This is a genomic window from Sphingomonas faeni (assembly GCF_024273235.1).
GTDB lineage: Bacteria > Pseudomonadota > Alphaproteobacteria > Sphingomonadales > Sphingomonadaceae > Sphingomonas > Sphingomonas faeni_A.
In genome coordinates, this window is the sequence record NZ_JANBVH010000014.1 from 12,599 (window position 1) to 33,528 (window position 20,930).

Sequence of the window (20,930 nt, forward strand, 5' to 3'; positions counted from 1 at the left end):
AACGGGTGCGAAGAACACAATTGGCCGCTCGCGCGTGCCGCAACGGGGGATAGTGACGATGCGCAGGACCATGAAGGCGAGCGCGCTCGCGACGGCCGGGCTCGCGCTCGCATTTTCGCCGGCACTGGCCCGCGAGCCTGCGGCCACGCCCAGCCAGCAGACCGCCAGCGACCCCGCCGAGCAGATGGCCCGCGCCATCGTCGCGCGGATGACGCTCGACGAGAAACTGCCACAGTTGCTCAACGTCGCGCCCGCCATCCCGCGGCTCGGCGTGCCCGCGTACAACTGGTGGACCGAGTCGCTGCACGGCGCGCTGGGGCCACTCGCGACCACCAATTTCCCTGAGCCGATCGGCCTTGCCGCGACCTTCGACGCGCCGATCGTCCACGACGTCTCGGGCGCGATCAGCGAGGAGGTGCGCGGGCTGCACACGCTCGGCCGCGAGACCGGCAGGAACGGGCATATCGGCACCGGGCTCGATACCTGGTCGCCCAACATCAACATCTTCCGCGATCCGCGCTGGGGCCGCGGGCAAGAAACCTATGGTGAGGATCCGTTCCTGACCGCGGCGATGGGCGTTGCCTTCGTCCGCGGGATGCAGGGCCCCAACCCTGACCGCCCGCAGGTGATCGCCACGCCCAAGCATTTCGCGGTCCACAGCGGGCCCGAGGGCACGCGGCATTCCGCCAACGTCTTCGTTTCCGCGCACGACCTGGAGGATACCTACCTCCCCGCCTTCCGCGCGGCGCTGGTCGACGGACGCGCGGCATCGGTGATGTGCGCCTACAACCGCATCGACGGCCAGCCCGCCTGCGCCAGCGACCTGCTGTTAAAGGAGCATCTGCGCGGGGCGTGGGGCTTCAAGGGCTATGTCGTGTCCGACTGCGATGCGGTGAAGGACATCGCCGACAACCATAAATACGCACCCGACAGCGCCGCCGCGGTCGCCGCTGCGATGCGTGCGGGCGTCGACAACGAGTGCAACGGCGAAACCTTGGGCGATACTGCGGGCCTGGAGACCCGGTACCGCGAGGCGCTCAGCCGCGACCTGATCACCGAGGCGGACGTCGACCGGAGCCTCGTCCGCCTGTTCGCCGCACGCTACCGGACCGGCGATCTTCCCGGGCTTGCCGGCGCACCCAAGGCGCTGCCGACCAGCGTTGTCGGCGCGCCGGAGCATCGACGGCTGGCGCTGGCTGCGGCCGAGCGATCGATGGTGCTGCTTAAGAACGACGGCATCCTGCCGCTCAAGCCCGGCGTGAAGCTCGCCGTGATCGGCCCGCTGGGCGATGCGACGCGCGTGCTGCGCGGCAATTACTCGTCGCCGCTATCGGGCCAGCCGGTATCGATGCTGGAGGGTCTGAAGACCGCGCTCGGTGCGAGCCAGGTCACGCTCGTGCCGTTCGGCGAGTCCGTTACGGACGGCGACCGCGTGCCGACGTCCGCGCTGCTCACGCCCGACGGCAAGCCCGGCCTGCTGGCGCGGTACTATAATCCGACGACACCGATGCCTGCGCAATATGCGCCGGGCACGCGCGAGAAACTGGTCGCCGCGGCCAAGTATCAGACCCAGCCGGTAGTCATGCGGATCGAGCCCGATGTCGGCGACCGCAACCTCGATCTCGCGCGCGTCGCCGACGTCCATCGCACCGAATGGACCGGCTTCCTGGTCCCCCCGGAAAGCGGCACCTACCGCGTCGGGCTGTCGGGATCGGGCGGGACGCTCACGCTCGACGGCAAGATGATCTCCGACCGGCGCAAGGCACGCTGGAACGACCTGCCGGGCATGACGACGCTGAAGCTCGAAGGCGGGCGGCGCTATTCGATCCGCGCCGAGGGCAGCGGGGTCGACCTGGTATGGAAGCGCGTGTCGGATGCACCCTCCGCCGAGCTTCGTCGCGCGGCGGCGGAAGCCGACGTGCTGGTCGCGGTCGTCGGTCTCACTTCCGATCTCGAAGCGGAGGAGACCGGCGTGACGGTGCCGGGCTTCTCAGGGGGCGACAAGACGACGCTCGACCTGCCCGCGGACCAGATCGCGATGCTCGAACAGGCCAAGGCCAGCGGCAAGCCGATCGTGCTGGTCGCAATGAACGGCAGCCCGATCAACCTCGCCTGGGCGAAGGACAACGCCGCCGCCGTGCTGGAGGCCTGGTATCCGGGCGAAACCGGCGGGACGGCTGCGGCCAACATCCTCACCGGACGGACGAACCCGTCGGGCCGCCTGCCGCTCACCTTCTACCGCAGCGTCGCGGACCTGCCGCCGTTCGGCGATTACGCGATGAAGGGCCGTACCTATCGCTACTTCGCGGGCACGCCGGTCTATCCGTTCGGCCACGGCCTCAGCTACACCCGGTTCGGTTATACGACGCCGACCGTAAAGCCCGCACGCGGCGGCGCCGAGGCCGGCATCCGCGTCACCACGCGACTGACCAATCAGGGCGATCGTCCAGGCGAAGAGGTGGCGCAGCTCTACCTGAACTTCCCCGATCGGCCTGGCACGCCGCGGATCGCGTTGCGCGCCTTCCAGCGTGTCGCGCTGGGTCCCGGTGAGGCGCGTACCATCACCTTCGACTTGTCGCCGCGCGATCTGAGTTCGGTGGCCGTCGATGGCACGCGCTCGGTCGCGGCGGGCAGCTACCGCGTCAGCGTGGGCTCCGGCCAGCCGGGAACCGGCGCGCCGGTCCAATCCGCACGCTTCACCGCACGCCAGTCGAAGGAACTACCGAAGTGAAGCGTACCCCCTTGATGATGATCGGCGTGGCGCTGGCCGCCTTGTGCGGTCCGCTCGCCGCTGCTGCCGACCCGCTCACGCCGACCGGCAAATGGAGCGCCAACACGGATGGCTCCGCCCCGGTGCCGCCGATGGGCTGGAATTCGTGGAACGCGTTCAACAGCGACGTCGACGAGGAGAAGGTGCTCGCGTCCGCACAGGCGCTGGTCGATACCAGGCTGCGCGACATCGGCTATCGCTACGTCAACATCGACGATGGCTGGTGGCTCAAGCGTCGCCAGCCCGACGGCCGGTTGCTGATCCGCACGAGCCACTTCCCGTCCGCCGCGACCGGCGCGGACACCAGCTTCCGCCCGCTCACCGACCGGCTGCACGCGATGGGGCTGAAGGCCGGCATCTATTCGGACATCGGCCGCAACAGCTGCGGCCAGATCTACACCCCCGATTTCAAGAACCAGCCCGAAGGCACCGTCGCGGAGCGCGAGGTCGGGCTGTACGGCCATGTCGACCAGGACATCCGTCTGTTCTTTGCCGAATGGAATTTCGACTTCATCAAGGTCGATGGCTGCGGCGCACGCGGCCTGCCGGCGGACGTACCGCGGGTGAAGTCGGGTCTCTATCGCGCGCTGACGCCGCTGGTCGACATGCAGTCGCTCGGCGGATCGGACGTCGCCGGCATCCGCCGCCTCTACGAACAGGTCCACACCGCGCTGCACACACATGCCGGCGACCGCCCCTATGTCTATTCGCTGTGCCTGTGGGGCGCGGGCGATGTGCGGGCGTGGGGCAAGGACGTCGGCAACACCTCGCGCACCAGCGACGACATCCAACCGGTCTGGCCGCGGATGCTGACCAACCTCGACACCGTGACGCACCGCGCGCTCTATGCGCATCCCGGATCGTGGAACGACCCCGACATGCTGTTCGTCGGCACCGGCGATTTCGACGCGGCGCATCTGACCGAGGCACGGTCGCATTTCTCGCTATGGGCGATGATCAACTCGCCGCTGATCATCGGCTACGACCTGCGCAAGCTGACGCCGGACCTGCTCGCGATCTTCGGCAATGCAGACATCGTCGCGCTCAATCAGGACCCTGCGGGCAATCAGGCGGTGCTCGCCTACGATTCCGGCGAAGTACAGACCTTCGTCAAGACGCTCGCCGACGGCAGCAAGGGCGTCGCGCTGTTCAACCGTACCGCGTCGCCCGCCAAGGCCGTGCTGACTGCCGAACAGCTCAAGATGCTGCCGACCGCCGATGTGCACTTGAAGGACCTGTGGACGAAGAAGGACCGGAGCTTCCGCAAGGAAATGGCGGTGGCGCTCGCGCCGCACGAAACGCTGATCTTCCGCGCGACCGGCACGCGGCGTCTGCCTGGCGGGCTGTACCTTTCGGAGCAGACCGGCCGCGTCAATCCGGCCGCCGACGGAGTGGGGGTGCCGCAGCCGGATCCGACGATCTACCAGTCGATCACGCCATGGACCGGCACGCGCGGCGGCGGCGAGCACCCGCAATATGGCGGCTGGGGCGGCGCCGAAGCCGACCGTGCGCCGTATGGCAAGCTGCTGCGGGTGGCCGGCACCGACTTCGACACGGGGATCGGCGTGCTGGCGAACTCCCGCCTCGAAGTCCGCAACCAGGGTTACGCGCGGTTCTCGGCCAAGGTGGGCATCAACGATTCCGGCCAGCCGCGCTCCGGCACCACGGTGTTCGAGGTGTGGGGCGATGGTCGCCTGTTCGCCAAGTCGCGGCCGATGGCGTTCGGTGAGGCCGCTGTGCCGCTGCAGGCGAAGGTGGCGGGCGTGCGGATCATCGAACTGGTGGCGCGGGGGACTGGCGCGGCGGTAAATGCCGGCACGCCGCAACCTGCAACATGGGCGGAAGCGGCGTTACTGAAATAGGGAAAGGGGAGGCCGCCCCCTCTCCCGTTCGCCCTGAGCATAGTCGAAGGGCCCCTCTCCAAATGCGTAAGCACCCGTTGAGAGCGGTGCTTCGACTTCGCTCAGCACGAACGGAAGGGTTTGAAAACGACGCTAACGCACCCGCTCCGGCGCGCCCGGCGGCAACGCCGACAACGTGAACCGGTCGATATCCAGCCACCCCCGGCTCGCCGTCGGCGCGTAGCAGAACAGCGCCAACTGCTCGCCCTGGAACGTCCCCGTCCGCCACGCGAAGGCGAGCGGGAAGTCACCGCCGAGGCCAGTCCAGCGCCGCCCGTCCAGACTATACGTCACCCGCGCACGATCGGTCGTGAAGTCCATGTCGGTCCGCAACCACAGCGCCTCGGCCCGCGGCAATGGCGCAGTGGCGCGAACTTCCGTCCGGGCGCCGGCGACCGTATCCTCGGTCACCTCCATCGCCAGCATCGCCTTGCCACCCGCTCCACCCTGCACCGTGATATTCCCGCTGAACTGCCCGAACGTCCCGAACCCGCAGCGATCCCCCGCCGCCAGATGGCGGATGTCGAGCTTCACCTCGCCGCGGCTCGCGGGCCCCTGCCCCTTCTGCACCAGCGTGTTGCGCGCGCTCCAGAAGCCGGTCGCGACCGTCGGTTTCAACCGCAACCATCCAGGCCGCTCGGTCAGCGACCAGCGCGAAGGCTCGGGATTGTGGTTCCACTGCCATTGCAACCCGAGCGTCGGTTTCCCGAAATCATCCGACGTCGCCGGTTCCGCAAACGCGCCCCCGGGGATCGGCTTGGCCGCACGCCGCGGCACGCGACCGGGTGTCTCCCGCGTGCCCCATACCGGCCAATCGTCCTGCCAGAACACCGGGCTGAGGTTCGTCATCCGCCCGATCGCGCCGCTGTCCTCCATCACGAAGCCGAACCACCGGCCATCGGGCAGGTCGACCAGCGCGCCCTGATGCCCGCCGGTCTTGTCGTCGATCTGGTCGCGCGTTTCCCATGGCCCGAACAGGCTGCGCGACCGCGAGACGCTCAGCGCAAGCCGCGGCGGCAGCGCGTTGAACATGTAATAATACGCACCACGCCGGATGATCTTCGACCCCTCCGCGCCCTTGATGTAATGCACCTTCTCCGACGCGGTGACGTGCGCCAGCGCCTTGTCGAGCGTCAGCAACGTAATCGTGCCGTCCGCGGTACTCGCCGTCGCCAGATACGCGCGACCGTCCGGCTCGATGAACAGCCCCGGATCGAACGCCTCGCGCTCCAGTTCGTGATAGCGCCACGGCCCGCTCACGTCCTTGGCGTACCAGATCCGCGTCTTCTGCCCGACCGGCGTGTTGGCGAGATAATAGGTGCCTGCGTGGTAGCGTAAGGACGAGGCGTAGAGCCCGTGCCGGTATGCGTTGCCGCCCTTCAGGTCGTATTCGGGCTTGCCCTCCAGCCGATCGACGAGGTGCGACGCGAGCGTCCAGTTCACCAGATCGCGGCTGTGCAGGATCGTGATGCCGGGCGTGTTCGCGAACGTCGTCGTGGCGAAATAATAGTCGCTGCCGACGCGGATGATGTCGGGATCGGGATAATCCGCGAAGAGTACCGGATTGCGGAACGTCCCGTCGCCCTGGTCCGATCGCCACACCTGCGCCGACGCGGCGGTCGCCATCAGCCCCAGCGCGATTGCCAGCGAGCCCCTCATTTGCCGAACGCCAGCGTGCGCGAGAAGAACGGCATCATCTTGTCCTGCACGCGCCCGGCGACGCCGCTGGTGTGATCGCCCGGATACACCTCGAAGCTGTTCGCGATCCCGTAGCTATCCAGCGCCGCATGCAACTTGCCGGCATCGTCCTTCAGCCCGTCACGGTCGCCAACGTCGATACCGATCGCCGCATAGCGCCGCATATTGCCGACATATTGATCGAGCATCGCGAGCGGCGCATTGGCCGCCCAGCGCGCCAACACGTCGGGTTGCGGCACGCCGTCCTTGATCGGCAGATCGAGGTACAGCGGGGGTGCCTTTGGGTTGGGCGACCACGCTGCAGCCGTCGCAAGTTGCGCACGCTGCCCCCATGACAAGGTCGCGCTATCCGCCGGCGAGCGGAGCGCGCGGATCGCTGCCTCGGTCGCCGGATCCGGCGTGCCGAGAGCGCGCGTCGAGAGGCAGCACGGGCTCATCATGTAGAGCGCACCGAACGTTTCGGGATGCTTCATGCCGATCCGCGCGGTGCCGTAGCCGCCCATAGAATGCCCCGCGAGGCCGCGACTGCGACGGTCCGGGATCGTCCGGTAATGGCCGTCGACATAGCCGACCAGATCGCGCGCGACGAACGTCTCGAAATCGCCCACAGTCACCGAACTCGAATAGAAGGACCCGTTATGCGCGGTCTTGCTGTCGGGCAGCACGACGATCATCTCGCGCGCACCCTTGGCGAATGCGCCCTCAATCGTCTGCGGCACGTGGATCTCGCCGATCCATTGTTCGACGCCGATCGAATAGCCGTGCAGCGCATAGACCACCGGATAGCGCTGCTTCGGGTTGGCGCGATAGCTCGGCGGCAGGATAACCAGCACGGCGCGGTCTGGACTTTCGCCTTCGAGATTGCCTTCGATCGCTGGGGAGTGGACGGTGATCCGCTCGATCTTTACCGGCTGTGCACCGGCGACGGCCGGCGGTGCCGGCGTCTTGACCTGAGCCCAAGCGGGGCCGGTCGACAGCACCGCCAACGCAGTACCGATTGCGACGAGAACTCTGTTCACGGACATCCCCTTTTGCTTGTTCATGCGCGCGCCAGATCGCTACCGCGCAGCCTGACAGCCTTGCCCGGCGTCAGCACGACCTCGACCCGCCGCCTACCCAGGCGGATCACGCGGCGTCCCGGTAGCTCGCCGCGGACCTCCGCCTCGACCAGTTCGCCGCCCCGCCACTCCACGTCGACCGCGCATCGGCCGCGCGCGCACAATCCGGTCACCGATCCAGTTGGCCATGCACTCGGCAGTGCCGGCAACAGGCGTATCTCGTCGCCGCTGCTCTGCATCAGCATCTCGGCGATCGCGCGCGTGCCGCCGAAATTGCCGTCGATCTGGAAGGGCGGATGCGCGTCGAACAGATTGGGATAGGTCCGCTCGGGCCCCAGCAGGAAGGCGAGGATCCGGTGCGCATGATCGCCGTCGCGCAGTCGCGCCCACAGGTTCGCACGCCACGCGGTCGCCCAGCCGGTCGACTCGTCGCCGCGGAGTTCGAGCGAACGCCGTGCCGCCTGCGCCAATGCTGGTGTGCGATCGAGATCGATCTGGTCGCTCGGGAACAGGCCGTATAGGTGCGACACGTGGCGGTGATGCGGTTCTGGCGCGGCCGCGTCCCAGTCGCGCTGCCACTCCTGAAGCTGACCCTGCGCACCGATATGATCAGGTGCGAGGCGCGCGCGTGCCACCGCGACCTCGGCCGCAAACGGCGCATCGATCGCGAGTAACGCCGCCGCCTGCCCGACCTGGTCGAACAGGTCGCGCAGGATCTGCATATCCATCGCCGGCCCCGCGCAGATCGACGCGCCCGCGGGATGGATGTTCTCGGGCGACAGCGACGGATTGGTCACCAGCGCGCCGGTCGCCGGATCGGTCTGGAGCGTATCGAGGAAGAACAACGCTGCCCCGCGCATCAGCGGATAGACCGAGCGCAGATAGGCGAGATCGCGCCCGTAATCGTAGCGATCCCACAGGTGCGTGCACAGCCACGCGCCGCCGGTCGGCCACAATCCCCACTCCGCCCCGTCGATCGGCGCGGTCGCACGCCACAGGTCGGTGTTGTGATGGCATACCCAGCCGCGCGCGCCGTACATTGTGCGCGCGGTGCGCTCGCCGGTGATCGCCAACTCGCGCACCATCCGGACCAGCGGCTCGGTACATTCGGCGAGCGCGGTGACCTCCGCCGGCCAGTAGTTCATCTCGGTATTGATATTGACCGTGTATTTCGACTCCCAGGGCGGCTTGATCTGGTCGTTCCAGATGCCCTGGAGATTGGCGGGCTGGCTGCCGGGGCGCGACGACGCGATCAGCAGATAGCGGCCATAATCGAAATACAGCGCGGCAAGCGCCGGGTCGGCGGCGGCATCGTTCGCGCGAATCCGTTCGTCGGTAGGCTCCTCAGCAGCGGGTGTGCGACCAAGGTCGAGCCGCACCCGACCGAACAGCGCGCGATGCGCGGCAATCGTCTCGGTACGGATCCCGTCGATCCCGCGGCGGGAGGCAGCATCGATCGTGGCGCGCGTCGCCGCTTCGGGGTCACCGCCGACATCGTCGAACCGCCGATAGCTTGTCGCCATCGCCACCAGCACGGTCACCGATCGAGCACCGACGATGCGCAGCCGATCGCCGTCCGAGGCCACCGATCCCCCGGTCGTCGACACCCGCGCACGCGCCGCAAATCGCAGTCGTCCGGGAACCCCGGCGCGCGCTGCGTTGCGCCCGGTGAGCGTCAACATCGCGGGCGATGCCACGACGACGGCGCCCGGGTGCGGCGATTGCAGGCCGACCAGCAGGTCGAACGGCCGGTCCGCGCTGATGTGTACCGCGATCACCTGATCGCCCGGCGCGGCGAACACCTCGCGTCGGAAGCGCGTACCGGCGGCGGTGAAATTCGTGATCGCGATCGCGGTGTCGAGATCGAGCTCTCGGCTATAATCGCCGATGGTCGCTCCGGACGCGGCGGGCAAATCGAGCAGCAGGTCGCCGAGCGGCTGATATGCCATCTGGGTTTTGGGAACGCCCATGACCGCCGCATTGGCGAGCGTCTGCGCCTCGGCGAAGGCACCGCCGTCGATCAGCCGGCGAACCTTCGGCAGCGCGGCGTGCGCGGCGGGGTTCACCGGATCGTACGGGCCGCCCGTCCACAGCGTGTCCTCGTTCAGTTGCAGCCGTTCGCTGGCCACGCCGCCGAACACCATCGCACCCAGCCTGCCGTTTCCCACCGGCAGCGCCTCGGTCCAGACGGCAGCGGGCTGGCGATACCACAGCCGCCGCCCCGTCGGCATCGGCGTGGCCGTGGCGGCGCCAAGGGCAGGAACCGTGGCCGCGACCGGCAGGGCAAGGGCAGCGACGGTCGCCGCTGCCCCCTCCAGCACGTTCCGGCGCGAAGGGTCGCCGATCGTCACCCGATCAGCGCAGATCGAGCACCAGCACCGACTTCGCGGGCAGCGTCACGCTGAGCGTACCGCCCGTCACCTGTGCGCCCGTGAAGGGCTGCGGCGTCACCACGTCAGGCGCGTCGAAGCTGTTATGCGCGTCCATCGCCGTGCCGGTGATGATCCGACCGCTCGCCTGCGTCGCCTGCAACCCCGCCAGCGACACCGTCACCGGCATCGCACGATTGGGGTCGAGATTGACCAGCGCGACATGCACCTGACCCGCCGGATCGCGCACCGCCGATGCACTCACCGCGGGCACCGCCACCTCGTCCTTGTGATACCAGGGCGAGTTCAGCGTGATCGGCAACGAGGTCGCGCCCTGCCACGGCTTGTAGAGGTCGAACACCCAATAGGTCGGCGTCTTCACCATCTTCGCGCCGTCGGTCAGCAGCATCGCCTGCAGCACGTTCACCATCTGCGCGATCGCGGCCATCTTCACGCGGTCGGCATGATGCGCGAAGATATTGAGATTGAGCCCGGCGACGACCGCATCGCGCAACGAATTCTGCTGCTCGAGGAACCCGGGATTGCTGCCCGGCGTCGGATCATACCACGTGCCCCATTCGTCGACCGCGAGCATCACGCGCTTGGCCGGATCATATTTGTCCATGATCGCCGAGTGCTTGGTGATGAATTCCTCCATCTCCAGCGTGTGCGACATGGTGGTCGCCCATTCGCGCTCGGGAAAGCCGATCGCGGCGCCCTTGTCCTTCCAGTCCTTGTCGCGGGGCCGCGTGTAGTAATGCAGCGCAAGCCCGTCGATGTTCTTGCCGGCGATGCGCATCATCGCCTCGGTCCACTCGTAGTTGGAATCGCTCGGGCCGCTCGCGATCTTGAGCATCGGGCCGTTCGCGGACTTGGCGAACTGCGCATAGCGGTTGGTCAGGTCGGCGGCGTATTCGGCGCGCATGTTGCCGCCACAGCCCCAGAGTTCATTGCCGATGCCGAGATATTGGATCTTCCACGGAGCTGCATGGCCGTTGCGCTCGCGCTCCTTGGCCAGCACGGTCGTGCCCTTCGCCGCGGTCATGTACTCGACCCATTGCGCCGTCTCGGCGGGCGGCGCGCTGCCGACGTTGGCGGAGACGTAGGTGCTGGCGTTCAGGCGGTCCATCAGCCCGAAATATTCGTGCGTACCGAAGCTGTTGTCCTCGTTGACGCCGCCCCAGTTGGTGTTGACCTTGGTCGGCCGCGCCTTGGTCGCGCCGATCCCGTCGCGCCAATGATATTCGTCCGCGAAACACCCGCCGGGCCAGCGCACCATCGGCACGTTGATCGCCTTCAGCGCCTCAAGCACGTCCCGCCTGTAGCCGCCGTCATTGGGGATACGCGAATTCTTGCCGACCCAGATCCCGCCATAGATGCCGTGGCCGAGATGCTCGGCGAACTGGCCGAACACGTCGCGGTGGACGACCGGGCCGGGCTTGTCCGCCTGCAACGTCGCGGTGACGGCCGGCGCCGTCGCGTCCTGCGCGAATGCCGGCGCGGTGATCGCGGTGCCTGCGAGGATCAGCGGCGTCAGTGCGAGCGAACCGGCAAGGCGACGCAGCGCGCGGCCCGTCGGAGTGATGCGCGATCGTGCGATGCTATGACTGAACAGGTTCATGCTCTCCCTTTCGGCCGCTTGGAGCAGCCACGTCTTTTTCGGTAATTGTAGGAGTAGTTGAATATGCCCGCCCGTCAACGCCTGTATTGCGATGACAGCCGTGATCATGGAGTCAGGGTTGTCGGAACGTCCACCGCCCGGTCGGGCTGGCCGGATCGAACGCGGCGAGCGTCGGCGTGCTCGCTCCTACCGCGAAGAGCGCCAGTCCAGTCCTGCCGCCGGGCGCCCCCCTCGGTGCGATGCGATAGGTGCCGTCGGTAAGCTGATCGATCTGCCACAGCTGCTCGGGAGCGGCCGTGAAGCTGGCCACGGTCTCGACCTCGCCCTGCGGCGTGGCCGCCAGCGCGCGATCCGTCCCCGCGATGATGATCTTGTAATAGGGCGCACCGAAATATCCGCCCACGCCCGGTACCGGCGCGATCGTCCAGAGTTGATGCGGACGAACCATGTAGTCCGCGAGATCGACCCGGATCCGACCCTTTGGCCACGCAGCCGAATCCTGCGCCAGCGTCTGGTCGGGGATCGGACTGGTCGGCTCGCTCGGCGCGGCCATGAAACTGCGGCGAACGTCGAAGGGAATGCGCACGATATCGGTCGCGAGACCGAGCGCGTATCCGCTCCGTTCCGAGGCGATCTCATACGTGCCGGGTGCGACGGTCTCGCCGGCGACCGGCCATCCGTCGGTCCAGCGCAGCGGCAATATGGCGAGGACGCTGCGACCGCTGCGGTCCATGTCGGCCTCGTAGTGCATCGAGAATTTCTGCACGCCGCCCTCGAGTTCGATCAGCCCGAAATGGCCGGGGCCGATGCCGCGGCCGCGCGCGCTCACGACCAGCTTGCCGCCCCCGCGGAGCAACGGTGTCCCCATGTGATCGACATACGGTCCGAGCGGGCTGCGCGATCGGCCGACGCGAATATGATAGGTCGAATTGGGACCGTCACAGCACGTGCCGTGCGTGCCGAGCAGGTAATACCAGCCGTCGCGGTGCATCATCGCGGTAGCTTCCATGTCGATCGCCACGTCGATCGGCTGGTTGCCCACAACACGCAAGCCCGTCTTGGGATCGAGCTCGATGATGCGGATCGGCCCGAAATAGGTGCCGTAGGTCAGCCACAGACGGCCGTCGACGTAGAGAAACGCCGGGTCGATCGCATCCGCGGTCTCGACGCCATCGCTCGACGCGACGACGCCGATGTCGTGGAATTTGAACCGCGGGGATTTCGGGTCGAGCGAGTAGGTCCACATCACCTTGACCTGGCTGGCATGCCCCCCGGACATGCCGCCGCCGCCGACCGCATAGGCGACGTAATAGCGATCGCCGATCTTGATCACGTCGGGAGCCACGCCACCGCCGGGACGCTCGGGCCCCCCGCGCCAGGTCCAGCCATCGTCGGATACGAGTCCCCCACCGCGCGTGCCGAAGGTGTAGTAGCGGCCATCGGACAAAGTGATTGTGGAGGGATCGTGGATGAACGGTTCGCCCTGCAACTGCGCTGCAGCGGGAAAGGTCCCTGCGGCGAGGATCCCGGATAGCCCGAGCGCGGTGGCGGCAAGACGCGTCATGAGGGTCTCCATGCTAGCGGACGTCGATCTTGAGGTCGGTGATCGGCTGGCCAGCCTCGTCGACGAAGCGCACGCAGAAGTCGCTCAGGCCGGGCCCGTTGATCACCGCGCCACGCAGGACGTTGCGGCCCTTGCGCAGGGTCACGCGGTCCGACAGCACGTCGTCCATCACCATGCGGCGATCGTTGAACAATCCGACCGTTTCCTTGCCGTTCAGCCACCAGATCGACGCCGAGTTCGATCCGACCGCCAGCCGCACGTCACGCAACTCGCGCGGGCTGTCGACGATCGTCACGGCCCAGAAGATCACGCCATAGGTCGGCTTGCCGAGCCCCTTCGCAAAGCTGAACAGCTTGACGTCGAACGCGCCTGAATCGAGCGCGTGCCAGCGTAGCGGTTGAGCCGCCTTCACGACTTGGCCGTCGCGCGGAATCGTGGTGAACTGGCCGGGGAAATACTGCGTGGTCAGCGCCTGCCGGACATAGGTGGCGGTGAAGACCGTATTGCTGCGGTTGGGCTTGTCGATCGGTTCGAGCAACAGCCAGCGACGCAGGAAACCGTCGCTGTCGGGCGTCGTGGCCCCTTGCGTCACCGGCTGGACATACGGCGCAAGACCGGTCGCCGGTGTCGGCGCCGTATCCTGTCCGTTCGCACCGGACGACAGCCCGGCCAGCGCACCCAACACCAGCAGCGGCGCGGCACACAGCCCGATCGCCCAAACCTTCGTGAAGCGCGTCATACCCGTCTCCCCCCTGCATCTGGTCATCACCGTACGAGCATGCCGTTGGCGTCAAGCCAGTGCATGAAATCCTCGAACCAGCCGGCGCTGGTCGTGCCCTTCTTGCCCAGCCCGAAGCCGTGCCCGCCAGCCTGGTAAAGATGGAACTCGACCGGCTTCCCCGCCTTCTGCCAGTACTCGATCAGGCCGAACCCCTTGTTGGCGAACAAAGGATCGTTGGCGGCTAGAACCGCGAACAGCGGCGGCGCGTCTGCCGGCACCTTTACCGCCTCCATCGATCCATAGATCGGCGCGATGAAGGCCAGATGCGTGTCGGGAGCGGCCAGCGCGGTCGCCATCGTCGTCATCGCGCCCGCCGAGAAGCCGATCATCCCGAAGCGGGCGGGGTCGACCTTCCACTTGGTCGCGCGCGTCCTCACCAAAGCAAGCGCGGCTCGCGCATCAGCGATCTGGTCGCCGAGCCCGGCGATTGCCTCGTCCGGGCTCATCCGCCGCTGCGGTTGCGCGGCACCCGCGAACATGGCCGTGACCGATTGCTCGAACCCGCCCATGTCCGCCGGTGTCGGCTTCAACCGGTATTTCAGCACGAACGCCGCGATGCCCCGGTCGGCAAGCGCCTTAGCCACGCGCCAGCCCTCATTCTCCATCGAGAGCATCAGGAAGCCACCGCCCGGCGCGACGATCACCGCAGCCCCCGTCGCCTTGGCCGGGTCGGGCAGGAACGGTGTCAGCGTCGCGGTGGTGACGTTGCGCGTCATCGCCACGCCGTACTGGCTGAACCACGCCTCGGGCGCGGCCTGACCTTTCACGCCACCGGTATTAAGCAGGATCGCGGTTGGCTCGGCCGGAGCCGCCATCGCGGTCATACGCGCGTCCTGCGCCAGCACCGGCGTCGCCAGTGCCAGCACGCTTGCAAACCATCCTAATCCGATCGACCAGCGCATCGCCTTCTCCCCCCAATCGTCCATCATGTCACGCTCAAGACAGCAGGATACGCCGCACGGCCCCCTCGGGATCGTCGACCATGCGGCTCGTCGTATCGAACACCATCGTCTGGCAACGCTGCGGATCGGTTGGCGTCCAGGCCAGCCCCGGCTGGCTCGGGTTGCCGGTGCGCGCGAAGTTCGCCCATGCGGTCGACATGGTCCGCGCGACGCGCTGCGCTTCCGGCGTGTTACCGGTGCCCTGGTCGCACAGCTTCGTGTTGTCGAAGCAGAAGGCGAGATCGGCGGTGTGCCATGCGCCGGCCACGCCACCCAGTTGGGGCGACTGCCACTGGAACAGATACTGGTACACGGGCGCGCCGCGCTGCGCGTGTTTCAGGCGTACCATGTCCTGCACGCGGTTGCGGTTCTGCAAGCCCTGCACGCCGTACGCCAGCGTCCGCACCGCCTTTTCAGGATGCGCCTGCTTCATCGCCGCGATCAACCGCCCGGCCTTGTCGCCGCCCATCTGCGCGGTGAGATCGGTCCGCCACTGCGCCTCGCTCGGGTTGTAGCCCCAGCGCATGCCCTCCTCGCTGACGTTGCCGATCAGCATCGGCACGTCGCGCGAAACGTCCGGCGCGATGGCCGAGAACGAGCGGACGTCGATCACCTTGCCGTCGAGCGTCGGATTCCAGCCTACGCGCGGCGTCAGCGAAGGCCCCATCGGCCCGCGCGGGCCGTTGATGTCGTTCGAAACCTTGTTCCCCGCATCGAACAGCGGCTTCCACGCGATCCGCTGAAGCGCGCCGATATCCTTGGGCCCGATGTTCAGTTCGCGCAGCACGCGCCGCGAGAAATCCCGCGACTGCTCGGCTGTCGGCAGCGCACCGCCGCCGCCGGACTGCACCGCGGCGCGGTGGATCAGGCCCTTGCCGGTCGCCATGCCAAGCAACGTCGTCACCTTGGAGCCGCCGCCGGACTGGCCGTAAATCATCACCCTGTCGGGATCGCCGCCGAACCGGGCGATGTTCTCATGCACCCAGCGCAAGGCCGCGACGCAATCGGTCATGCTGACGTTGGCCGACTCCTCGTACGCCGCGCCGCCGACTTCGGTCAGATCGAGGAACCCGAGGACGTTCAGGCGGTGGTTGAGCGACACCTGCACCACGTCGTGATTCCGTGCCATCTGCGCCCCATCATGCGACGCGAGTTCATAGGAGGAGCCGAACGCGAAACCGCCGCCATGGAAATAGACCATGACCGGACGATTGCCGGACAACGCCGGCGTCCAGATATTCAGCTTGAGCATGTCCTCGCCGACGAAACCATCGGTCCATTGCTGAAGGAACGTGTGTTCGACGGCGTTGAAATCGTGGAGCGTCTGCGGACAGTTCGCGCCATAGGCGACGGCGTTGCGGGCCTCGGTCCAGCGCTGGGGCGGCTTGGCCGGCAACCAGCGGTTCTCGCCGCCAGTGTCGGCACCGTAAGGAATGCCCTTAAAGGTGTAGACGTCGTCCTGAACATAGCCGCTAACCGGGCCGTACTGCGTTCGAACGGTCGCGTCCTTCGGCGTCGAGCAGGTCCCCGAAGCCGAGCGAACACGTGCAGTCTGCGCGCTCGCCATAGGCGGCAACATCAGCCCCGCCCCCGTCAAGATCGGCGCAAGCATCGCACGACGGCGATCCACGAATGGCCCGGTCATCCTCACTCCCTTCAGGGATTGCTCGCAGGTCATTGGCCCGTGCATTCGGCGACGCCGATGCGACGGAGTGCCTGGGCATCCTCTTGCGCATCCTATGCTGATACCGCTATCGAGTCTACCGCGCCCCGTTTTCAGTCTTGGGAGGCGTATGCGATCCGTACTCCAAGACCGCTGGCGCATCATCTTGTTAGCGCTATAGTACGACAATAGTTGCCGATTCTAGAGCGACGAGCAGAGATCGAGAGGGGATGACCGTGGCGACACGATCCGCAATGTGGATGATTGGGGCCTTGCTGGCGAGTACCGCGCCGCTCGCGGCTCAGACCGCCGCTCCCGTCGCGACCAAACCTGCAAACACGGAGATGGTCCTGGGCGATTCGGGCTATTACGAGGCACCGGCCGCCAATGTTCTGGTCTTCTCCAACTGGTATGATGGCCTGTTCGCTGATTCGAAGATCAGCGGCGTCGAGATCGTCCAGCAGGGCGAGCGCATCGCCACCAACGGCGACGTCCGCCTATCGGCCACGCCGGGACAATGGGATGCGATCGGCAGGCTGGTCGATCGCAAGGTCGACGCCGCGAGCGGCACCATCACCGTCACGCTAGAATATCCCGACTATAAATGGCGCTATCGCGTGCGTTCGGAAAAGCGCGGCGGTGCGGTCGCCGTCTCGGTGATCCTCGACGAGCCGGTACCGGCCGCGCTCGCGGGCAAGGCTGGGTTCAACCTCGAATTCCTCCCCGCCGCCTATTTTCACCACAGCTATATGGCCGACGGCGTCAGCGGCGCGTTCCCGGTCTATCCGGCCGATGCGATGATCCAGACGCCGCAGCGCAACGCGGCAAGCGGTCGCGCGGAAGGGCCCGGCGCCGAGCCGACCGCGATCGCCAAGGGCAGCCGCTTCGTGCTCGCGCCCGAGGATCCGGCACGCCGCGTGACGATCCGCTCGACCGCCGAAGTGCAGCTCTTCGACGGTCGCAACCAGGCGCAGAATGGCTGGTTCGTGCTCCGCTCGCTGCTGCCGGCCGGGCGCACCGGCACCGTGCTCGAATGGACGATCCAGCCCAACAGCGTGCCGGGCTGGCTCCGTCCCCCGGTGATCGCACACTCGCAGCTCGGTTATACGCCCGACGCGCGGAAGGTCGCGACGATCGAACTCGACCGCAACGACCGCCGCGCGCTGCCCGCGCGCCTGCTCCGCGTCGGCGAGGACGGCAGCATGACGCCAATGCCGACCGCGCCCGCCAAGCGCTGGGGCGACTATCTCCGCTACAGCTACCTGCAACTCGATTTCAGCGCTGTGCGCCAGCCCGGCACCTACGTGCTCGAATACGGCACCACGCGCACCGCGCCGTTCCGCATCGCTGTCGATGCCTATGCCGGCGCATGGCACCCGACGCTCGACGTGTATTTCCCGGTCGCGATGGACCATATGTTCGTCAACGAAGGCTACCGCGTCTGGCACGGCGACGCGCACCGCGACGATGCGCGTCAGGCGCCGGTGAACCACGAACATATCGATCTCTACGCGCAGGGGCCGACCACCGACACGAAGTTCAAGCCGGGCGAGCACATCCCCGGCCTCGCCGTCGGCGGCTGGTTCGACGCGGGCGACTACGACATCCGCACCCAGTCGCAATATCAGGTGATCCGCTCGCTGGTCGACAGCTGGGAGCGCTGGCGCCCGATGCGCGACACCACCGCGGTCGACTGGACGCGGCGCAAGACCGAGATGCACGTTCCCGACGGCACGCCCGATCTCGTCCAGCAGATCCGCCACGGGACGTTGCAACTCGTCGCACAGTTCGATGCGGTCGGCCATGCGATCCACGGCATCGTCGAGCCGGACGTCGCGCAATACACGCATCTCGGCGACGCCTCGACCAAGACCGACGGGCTGGTCTACGATACAGCGCTGAAGCTCGGCGAGGAAAAGAACGGCCGCAGCGGTACGCCCGACGACCGATGGGCGTTCACGACCAAGGCATCGGCGCTGAACTACGGCTCGATCGCCGGGCTGGCGGCGGCATCGCGCGCGCTTGCGGAGGCCGATCCGGCGCTGTCGAAGAAGGCGCTGGGGATCGCGACGCGGACCTGGGCGGAGGAACAGTCGCACGCGCCCGATCTGTACCAGCACGGCAACACCACCGGCGGACCGCTGGATGCGGAGCGCTTCGCCGCTGCGGTCGAGCTGCTGCGGACTACGCGCGATCCTCGCTACGTCGCCGCGGTCCAGTCGCTGTGGCCGGCGATGGAAAAGACCTTCGCCTTCAATCTGCGCGATGCGGTGGCGGCGATCCCGTTCATGCCACCAGCCTACCGCGCGGCGATGGTCCCGGCGGTTCGCGCCTATGCCACCGCTACCGAGACCGCCGCGAAGGCCAATCCGTTCGGCGTGCCGATCACGACCGGCGGCTGGGCGGGCAGCGGCACCGTGCTCGGCACTGCGCTGAACGCGTACACGCTGCACAAGGCGTTCCCGGAGATCATGCCCGCCGACGCGGTGTTCCGCGGACTGGAGTTCCTGGTCGGCCACCATCCCGGATCCGACATATCGTTCGTATCGGCCGTCGGCACCGTCTCGAAGGAAGTCGCCTACGGCAACAACCGCGCCGACTTCTCGTTCATCGCCGGAGGCGTCGTGCCGGGGGTGCTGATCATCAAGCCGGACCTGCCCGAGAACCATGAGGACTGGCCGTTCTTCTGGGGCGAGAACGAATACGTCATCCCCGAAGGCGCAATGTGGATCGAACTCGCCCAGGCCGCGCAGGAGCTTGCCGCGGCAGCTGGGTCCAAGCCAACCCAGACAGCGAACGCAACCAAGTGAGAACCGCCATGAAAATCCAGACGTTCGCGTTGCTCGCCGGTCTCGCCTTGGGAACGCCCGCCTTCGCGAGCGACGCACCGCGGTTCAGCAGCTTCAGCTATGACGGTCAGACGCAGGAGAAGGTCACCGTCGGCCCCGGCCAGTACCGCAACCCGATCCTGTCGGGCTATTATCCCGATCCATCGGTGACGCGCGTCGGCGACGATTATTACCTCGTCCTCTCCTCGTTCGCGCATTATCCCGGCCTGCCGATCTTCAAGTCGAAGGACCTGGTGAACTGGACGCAGATCGGCAACGCGATCGATCGCCCGGAGCAGCTCGACTTCACCGGCAGGCGCACGTCGCAGGCGGTGTTCGCACCCGACATTTCGTTCCACGACGGCGTCTTCTACATCGTCAACACCTGCGTCGAGTGCAAAGGCAATTTCGTCATCACGGCTAAGGACCCGGCCGGACCATGGTCGAACCCGACATGGCTGCCGTTCGAGGGCATCGACCCGTCGATCTACTGGGAAGGCGACAAGGCCTATATCGTCAACAACCGAGCGCCCGCGGAGCCGCCACGCTACGATGGCCACCGCGCGATCTGGATCCAGGAATATGACTGGCGCGCGGGCAAGATGGTCGGCGACAGCACGCAACTGGTCAATGGCGGCGTCGACATCTCGAAGAAGCCGGTGTGGATCGAAGGTCCGCACATCTTCCGCAAGGACGGTCATTATTACCTGACCGCAGCCGAGGGCGGCACCAGCGTCAACCATTCGCAGGTCGCGCTGCGCTCCAAGTCGCTCCGCGGACCTTACGTCGCGTTCGCCGGCAATCCGATCCTGACGCAGCGCGATCTCGATCCGGCGCGTCCCAACCCGATCACCTCGACCGGCCACGCAAAGCTGGTCCAGACGCAGAACGGCGACTGGTACGCAACCTTCCTCGGGGTTCGTCCGTACGAGGGCGACTATTACAACATCGGCCGCGAGACGTTCTTGTTACCGGTAACATGGAAGGGTGGCTGGCCGATCATCCTGCCGAAGGGCCAGCCCGTCCCGTTCGTCGGCACCAAGCCGAAACTGCCCGCCAGCCCGCCGAGCCGGATCCCGACCAGCGGCGATTTCCGCTATGTCGAAAGCTTCGACGGCAGCAAGCTGGCGATGCAATGGGTCGGCGTGCGCACGCCCAAGGCGCCCTTCTACCGGCTCGAAACCGGTGACCTGGTCCTCGACCATGGCGGCCGCATCGGCGACCTGTCGCGCGTGCCGTCGTTCGTCGGGCGTCGGCAGCAGCATCACGTCGCGACGATGTCGACCACGGTCCGCTTTACCCCCGATACCGATGGCGATCGCGCAGGTCTGGTCGCGATGCAGAGCGACACGAATTTCCTGTTCTTCGGCGTTACCCGGATCGCCGGCAAGCCGGTCGTCGCGCTCTACACCAACGACAATGGCAAGGAGCAACTGGTCGGGTCTGCGCCCATCACAGGCGCGGGCCCCGTCACGCTGACGATCCGCGCGAATAGCGGCACGATGGCGTTCGACTATGACGGTGCGGGCGGCAAACGGACCTTGGCAAGCGACGTGGACGCTCGGTTCCTGAGCACCAAGACCGCGGGCGGTTTCGTCGGCACGCTGGTTGGCCCCTATGCGTGGCTGCAGTGACGCATTCGAACGCGACCGATGGCGTATGCGACCACGACGTGATCGACAGCCATCCGCGCCGCGTGCTAAGTGTTGACACGTTTCGCACGGTAGCGCTACCCA

The 20,930-nt window shown here is 67.0% G+C and carries 12 protein-coding genes; 4 read left to right on the forward strand and 8 right to left on the reverse strand.

All coding sequences use genetic code 11. The annotated features are described in order from the left end of the window. Positions 1-58 precede the first annotated feature (58 nt). Positions 59-2,731, forward strand: a complete 2,673-nt coding sequence (locus NLI89_RS09465; RefSeq protein ID WP_254686822.1) for a glycoside hydrolase family 3 C-terminal domain-containing protein — start codon at positions 59-61, stop codon at positions 2,729-2,731. A 14-nt stretch (positions 2,732-2,745) separates the two neighbouring features. Next, on the forward strand, positions 2,746-4,632 hold the full coding sequence (locus tag NLI89_RS09470) for an NPCBM/NEW2 domain-containing protein (RefSeq protein WP_254686878.1): 1,887 nt from the start codon (positions 2,746-2,748) through the stop codon (positions 4,630-4,632). 132 nt (positions 4,633-4,764) lie between these two features. On the opposite strand, the gene NLI89_RS09475 is transcribed toward NLI89_RS09470, so the two are convergent. The 8 genes from NLI89_RS09475 to NLI89_RS09510 form a co-directional block, all read right to left on the reverse strand. Further along, the gene (locus NLI89_RS09475) at positions 4,765-6,330 is read right to left on the reverse strand and encodes a glycoside hydrolase family 43 protein (RefSeq protein WP_254686823.1); all 1,566 of its coding nucleotides are present in this window, start codon (positions 6,328-6,330) and stop codon (positions 4,765-4,767) included. Beyond that, positions 6,327-7,388, reverse strand: a complete 1,062-nt coding sequence (locus tag NLI89_RS09480) for an alpha/beta hydrolase (RefSeq protein ID WP_254686824.1) — start codon at positions 7,386-7,388, stop codon at positions 6,327-6,329. Before NLI89_RS09480 ends, NLI89_RS09475 begins: the two co-directional genes overlap by 4 nt. Positions 7,389-7,408: 20 nt before the next feature. Next, positions 7,409-9,778 (reverse strand): glycoside hydrolase family 95 protein, encoded by a 2,370-nt coding sequence (locus tag NLI89_RS09485; protein WP_254686825.1) that lies wholly within the window; start codon positions 9,776-9,778, stop codon positions 7,409-7,411. A 4-nt stretch (positions 9,779-9,782) separates the two neighbouring features. Then, on the reverse strand, positions 9,783-11,417 hold the full coding sequence (locus NLI89_RS09490; RefSeq protein ID WP_254686826.1) for an alpha-N-arabinofuranosidase: 1,635 nt from the start codon (positions 11,415-11,417) through the stop codon (positions 9,783-9,785). Positions 11,418-11,529: 112 nt separating this feature from the next. Beyond that, on the reverse strand, positions 11,530-12,981 hold the full coding sequence (locus NLI89_RS09495; RefSeq protein ID WP_254686827.1) for a family 43 glycosylhydrolase: 1,452 nt from the start codon (positions 12,979-12,981) through the stop codon (positions 11,530-11,532). A gap of 13 nt (positions 12,982-12,994) precedes the next feature. Next, the gene (locus NLI89_RS09500; RefSeq protein WP_254686828.1) at positions 12,995-13,720 is read right to left on the reverse strand and encodes an acetylxylan esterase; all 726 of its coding nucleotides are present in this window, start codon (positions 13,718-13,720) and stop codon (positions 12,995-12,997) included. Between the two features lie 26 nt (positions 13,721-13,746). After that, on the reverse strand, positions 13,747-14,664 hold the full coding sequence (locus NLI89_RS09505) for an alpha/beta hydrolase (RefSeq protein WP_254686879.1): 918 nt from the start codon (positions 14,662-14,664) through the stop codon (positions 13,747-13,749). 34 nt (positions 14,665-14,698) lie between these two features. Further along, the gene (locus NLI89_RS09510; RefSeq protein ID WP_254686829.1) at positions 14,699-16,348 is read right to left on the reverse strand and encodes a carboxylesterase/lipase family protein; all 1,650 of its coding nucleotides are present in this window, start codon (positions 16,346-16,348) and stop codon (positions 14,699-14,701) included. Positions 16,349-16,602: 254 nt separating this feature from the next. On the opposite strand from NLI89_RS09510, the gene NLI89_RS09515 reads away from it, so the two are divergent. Together NLI89_RS09515 and NLI89_RS09520 are read left to right on the forward strand one after the other, a co-directional pair. Further along, the gene (locus tag NLI89_RS09515; protein ID WP_254686830.1) at positions 16,603-19,176 is read left to right on the forward strand and encodes a glycoside hydrolase family 9 protein; all 2,574 of its coding nucleotides are present in this window, start codon (positions 16,603-16,605) and stop codon (positions 19,174-19,176) included. A gap of 8 nt (positions 19,177-19,184) precedes the next feature. After that, the gene (locus NLI89_RS09520; RefSeq protein WP_254686831.1) at positions 19,185-20,828 is read left to right on the forward strand and encodes a glycoside hydrolase family 43 protein; all 1,644 of its coding nucleotides are present in this window, start codon (positions 19,185-19,187) and stop codon (positions 20,826-20,828) included. The last annotated feature ends 102 nt before the right edge of the window (positions 20,829-20,930 follow it).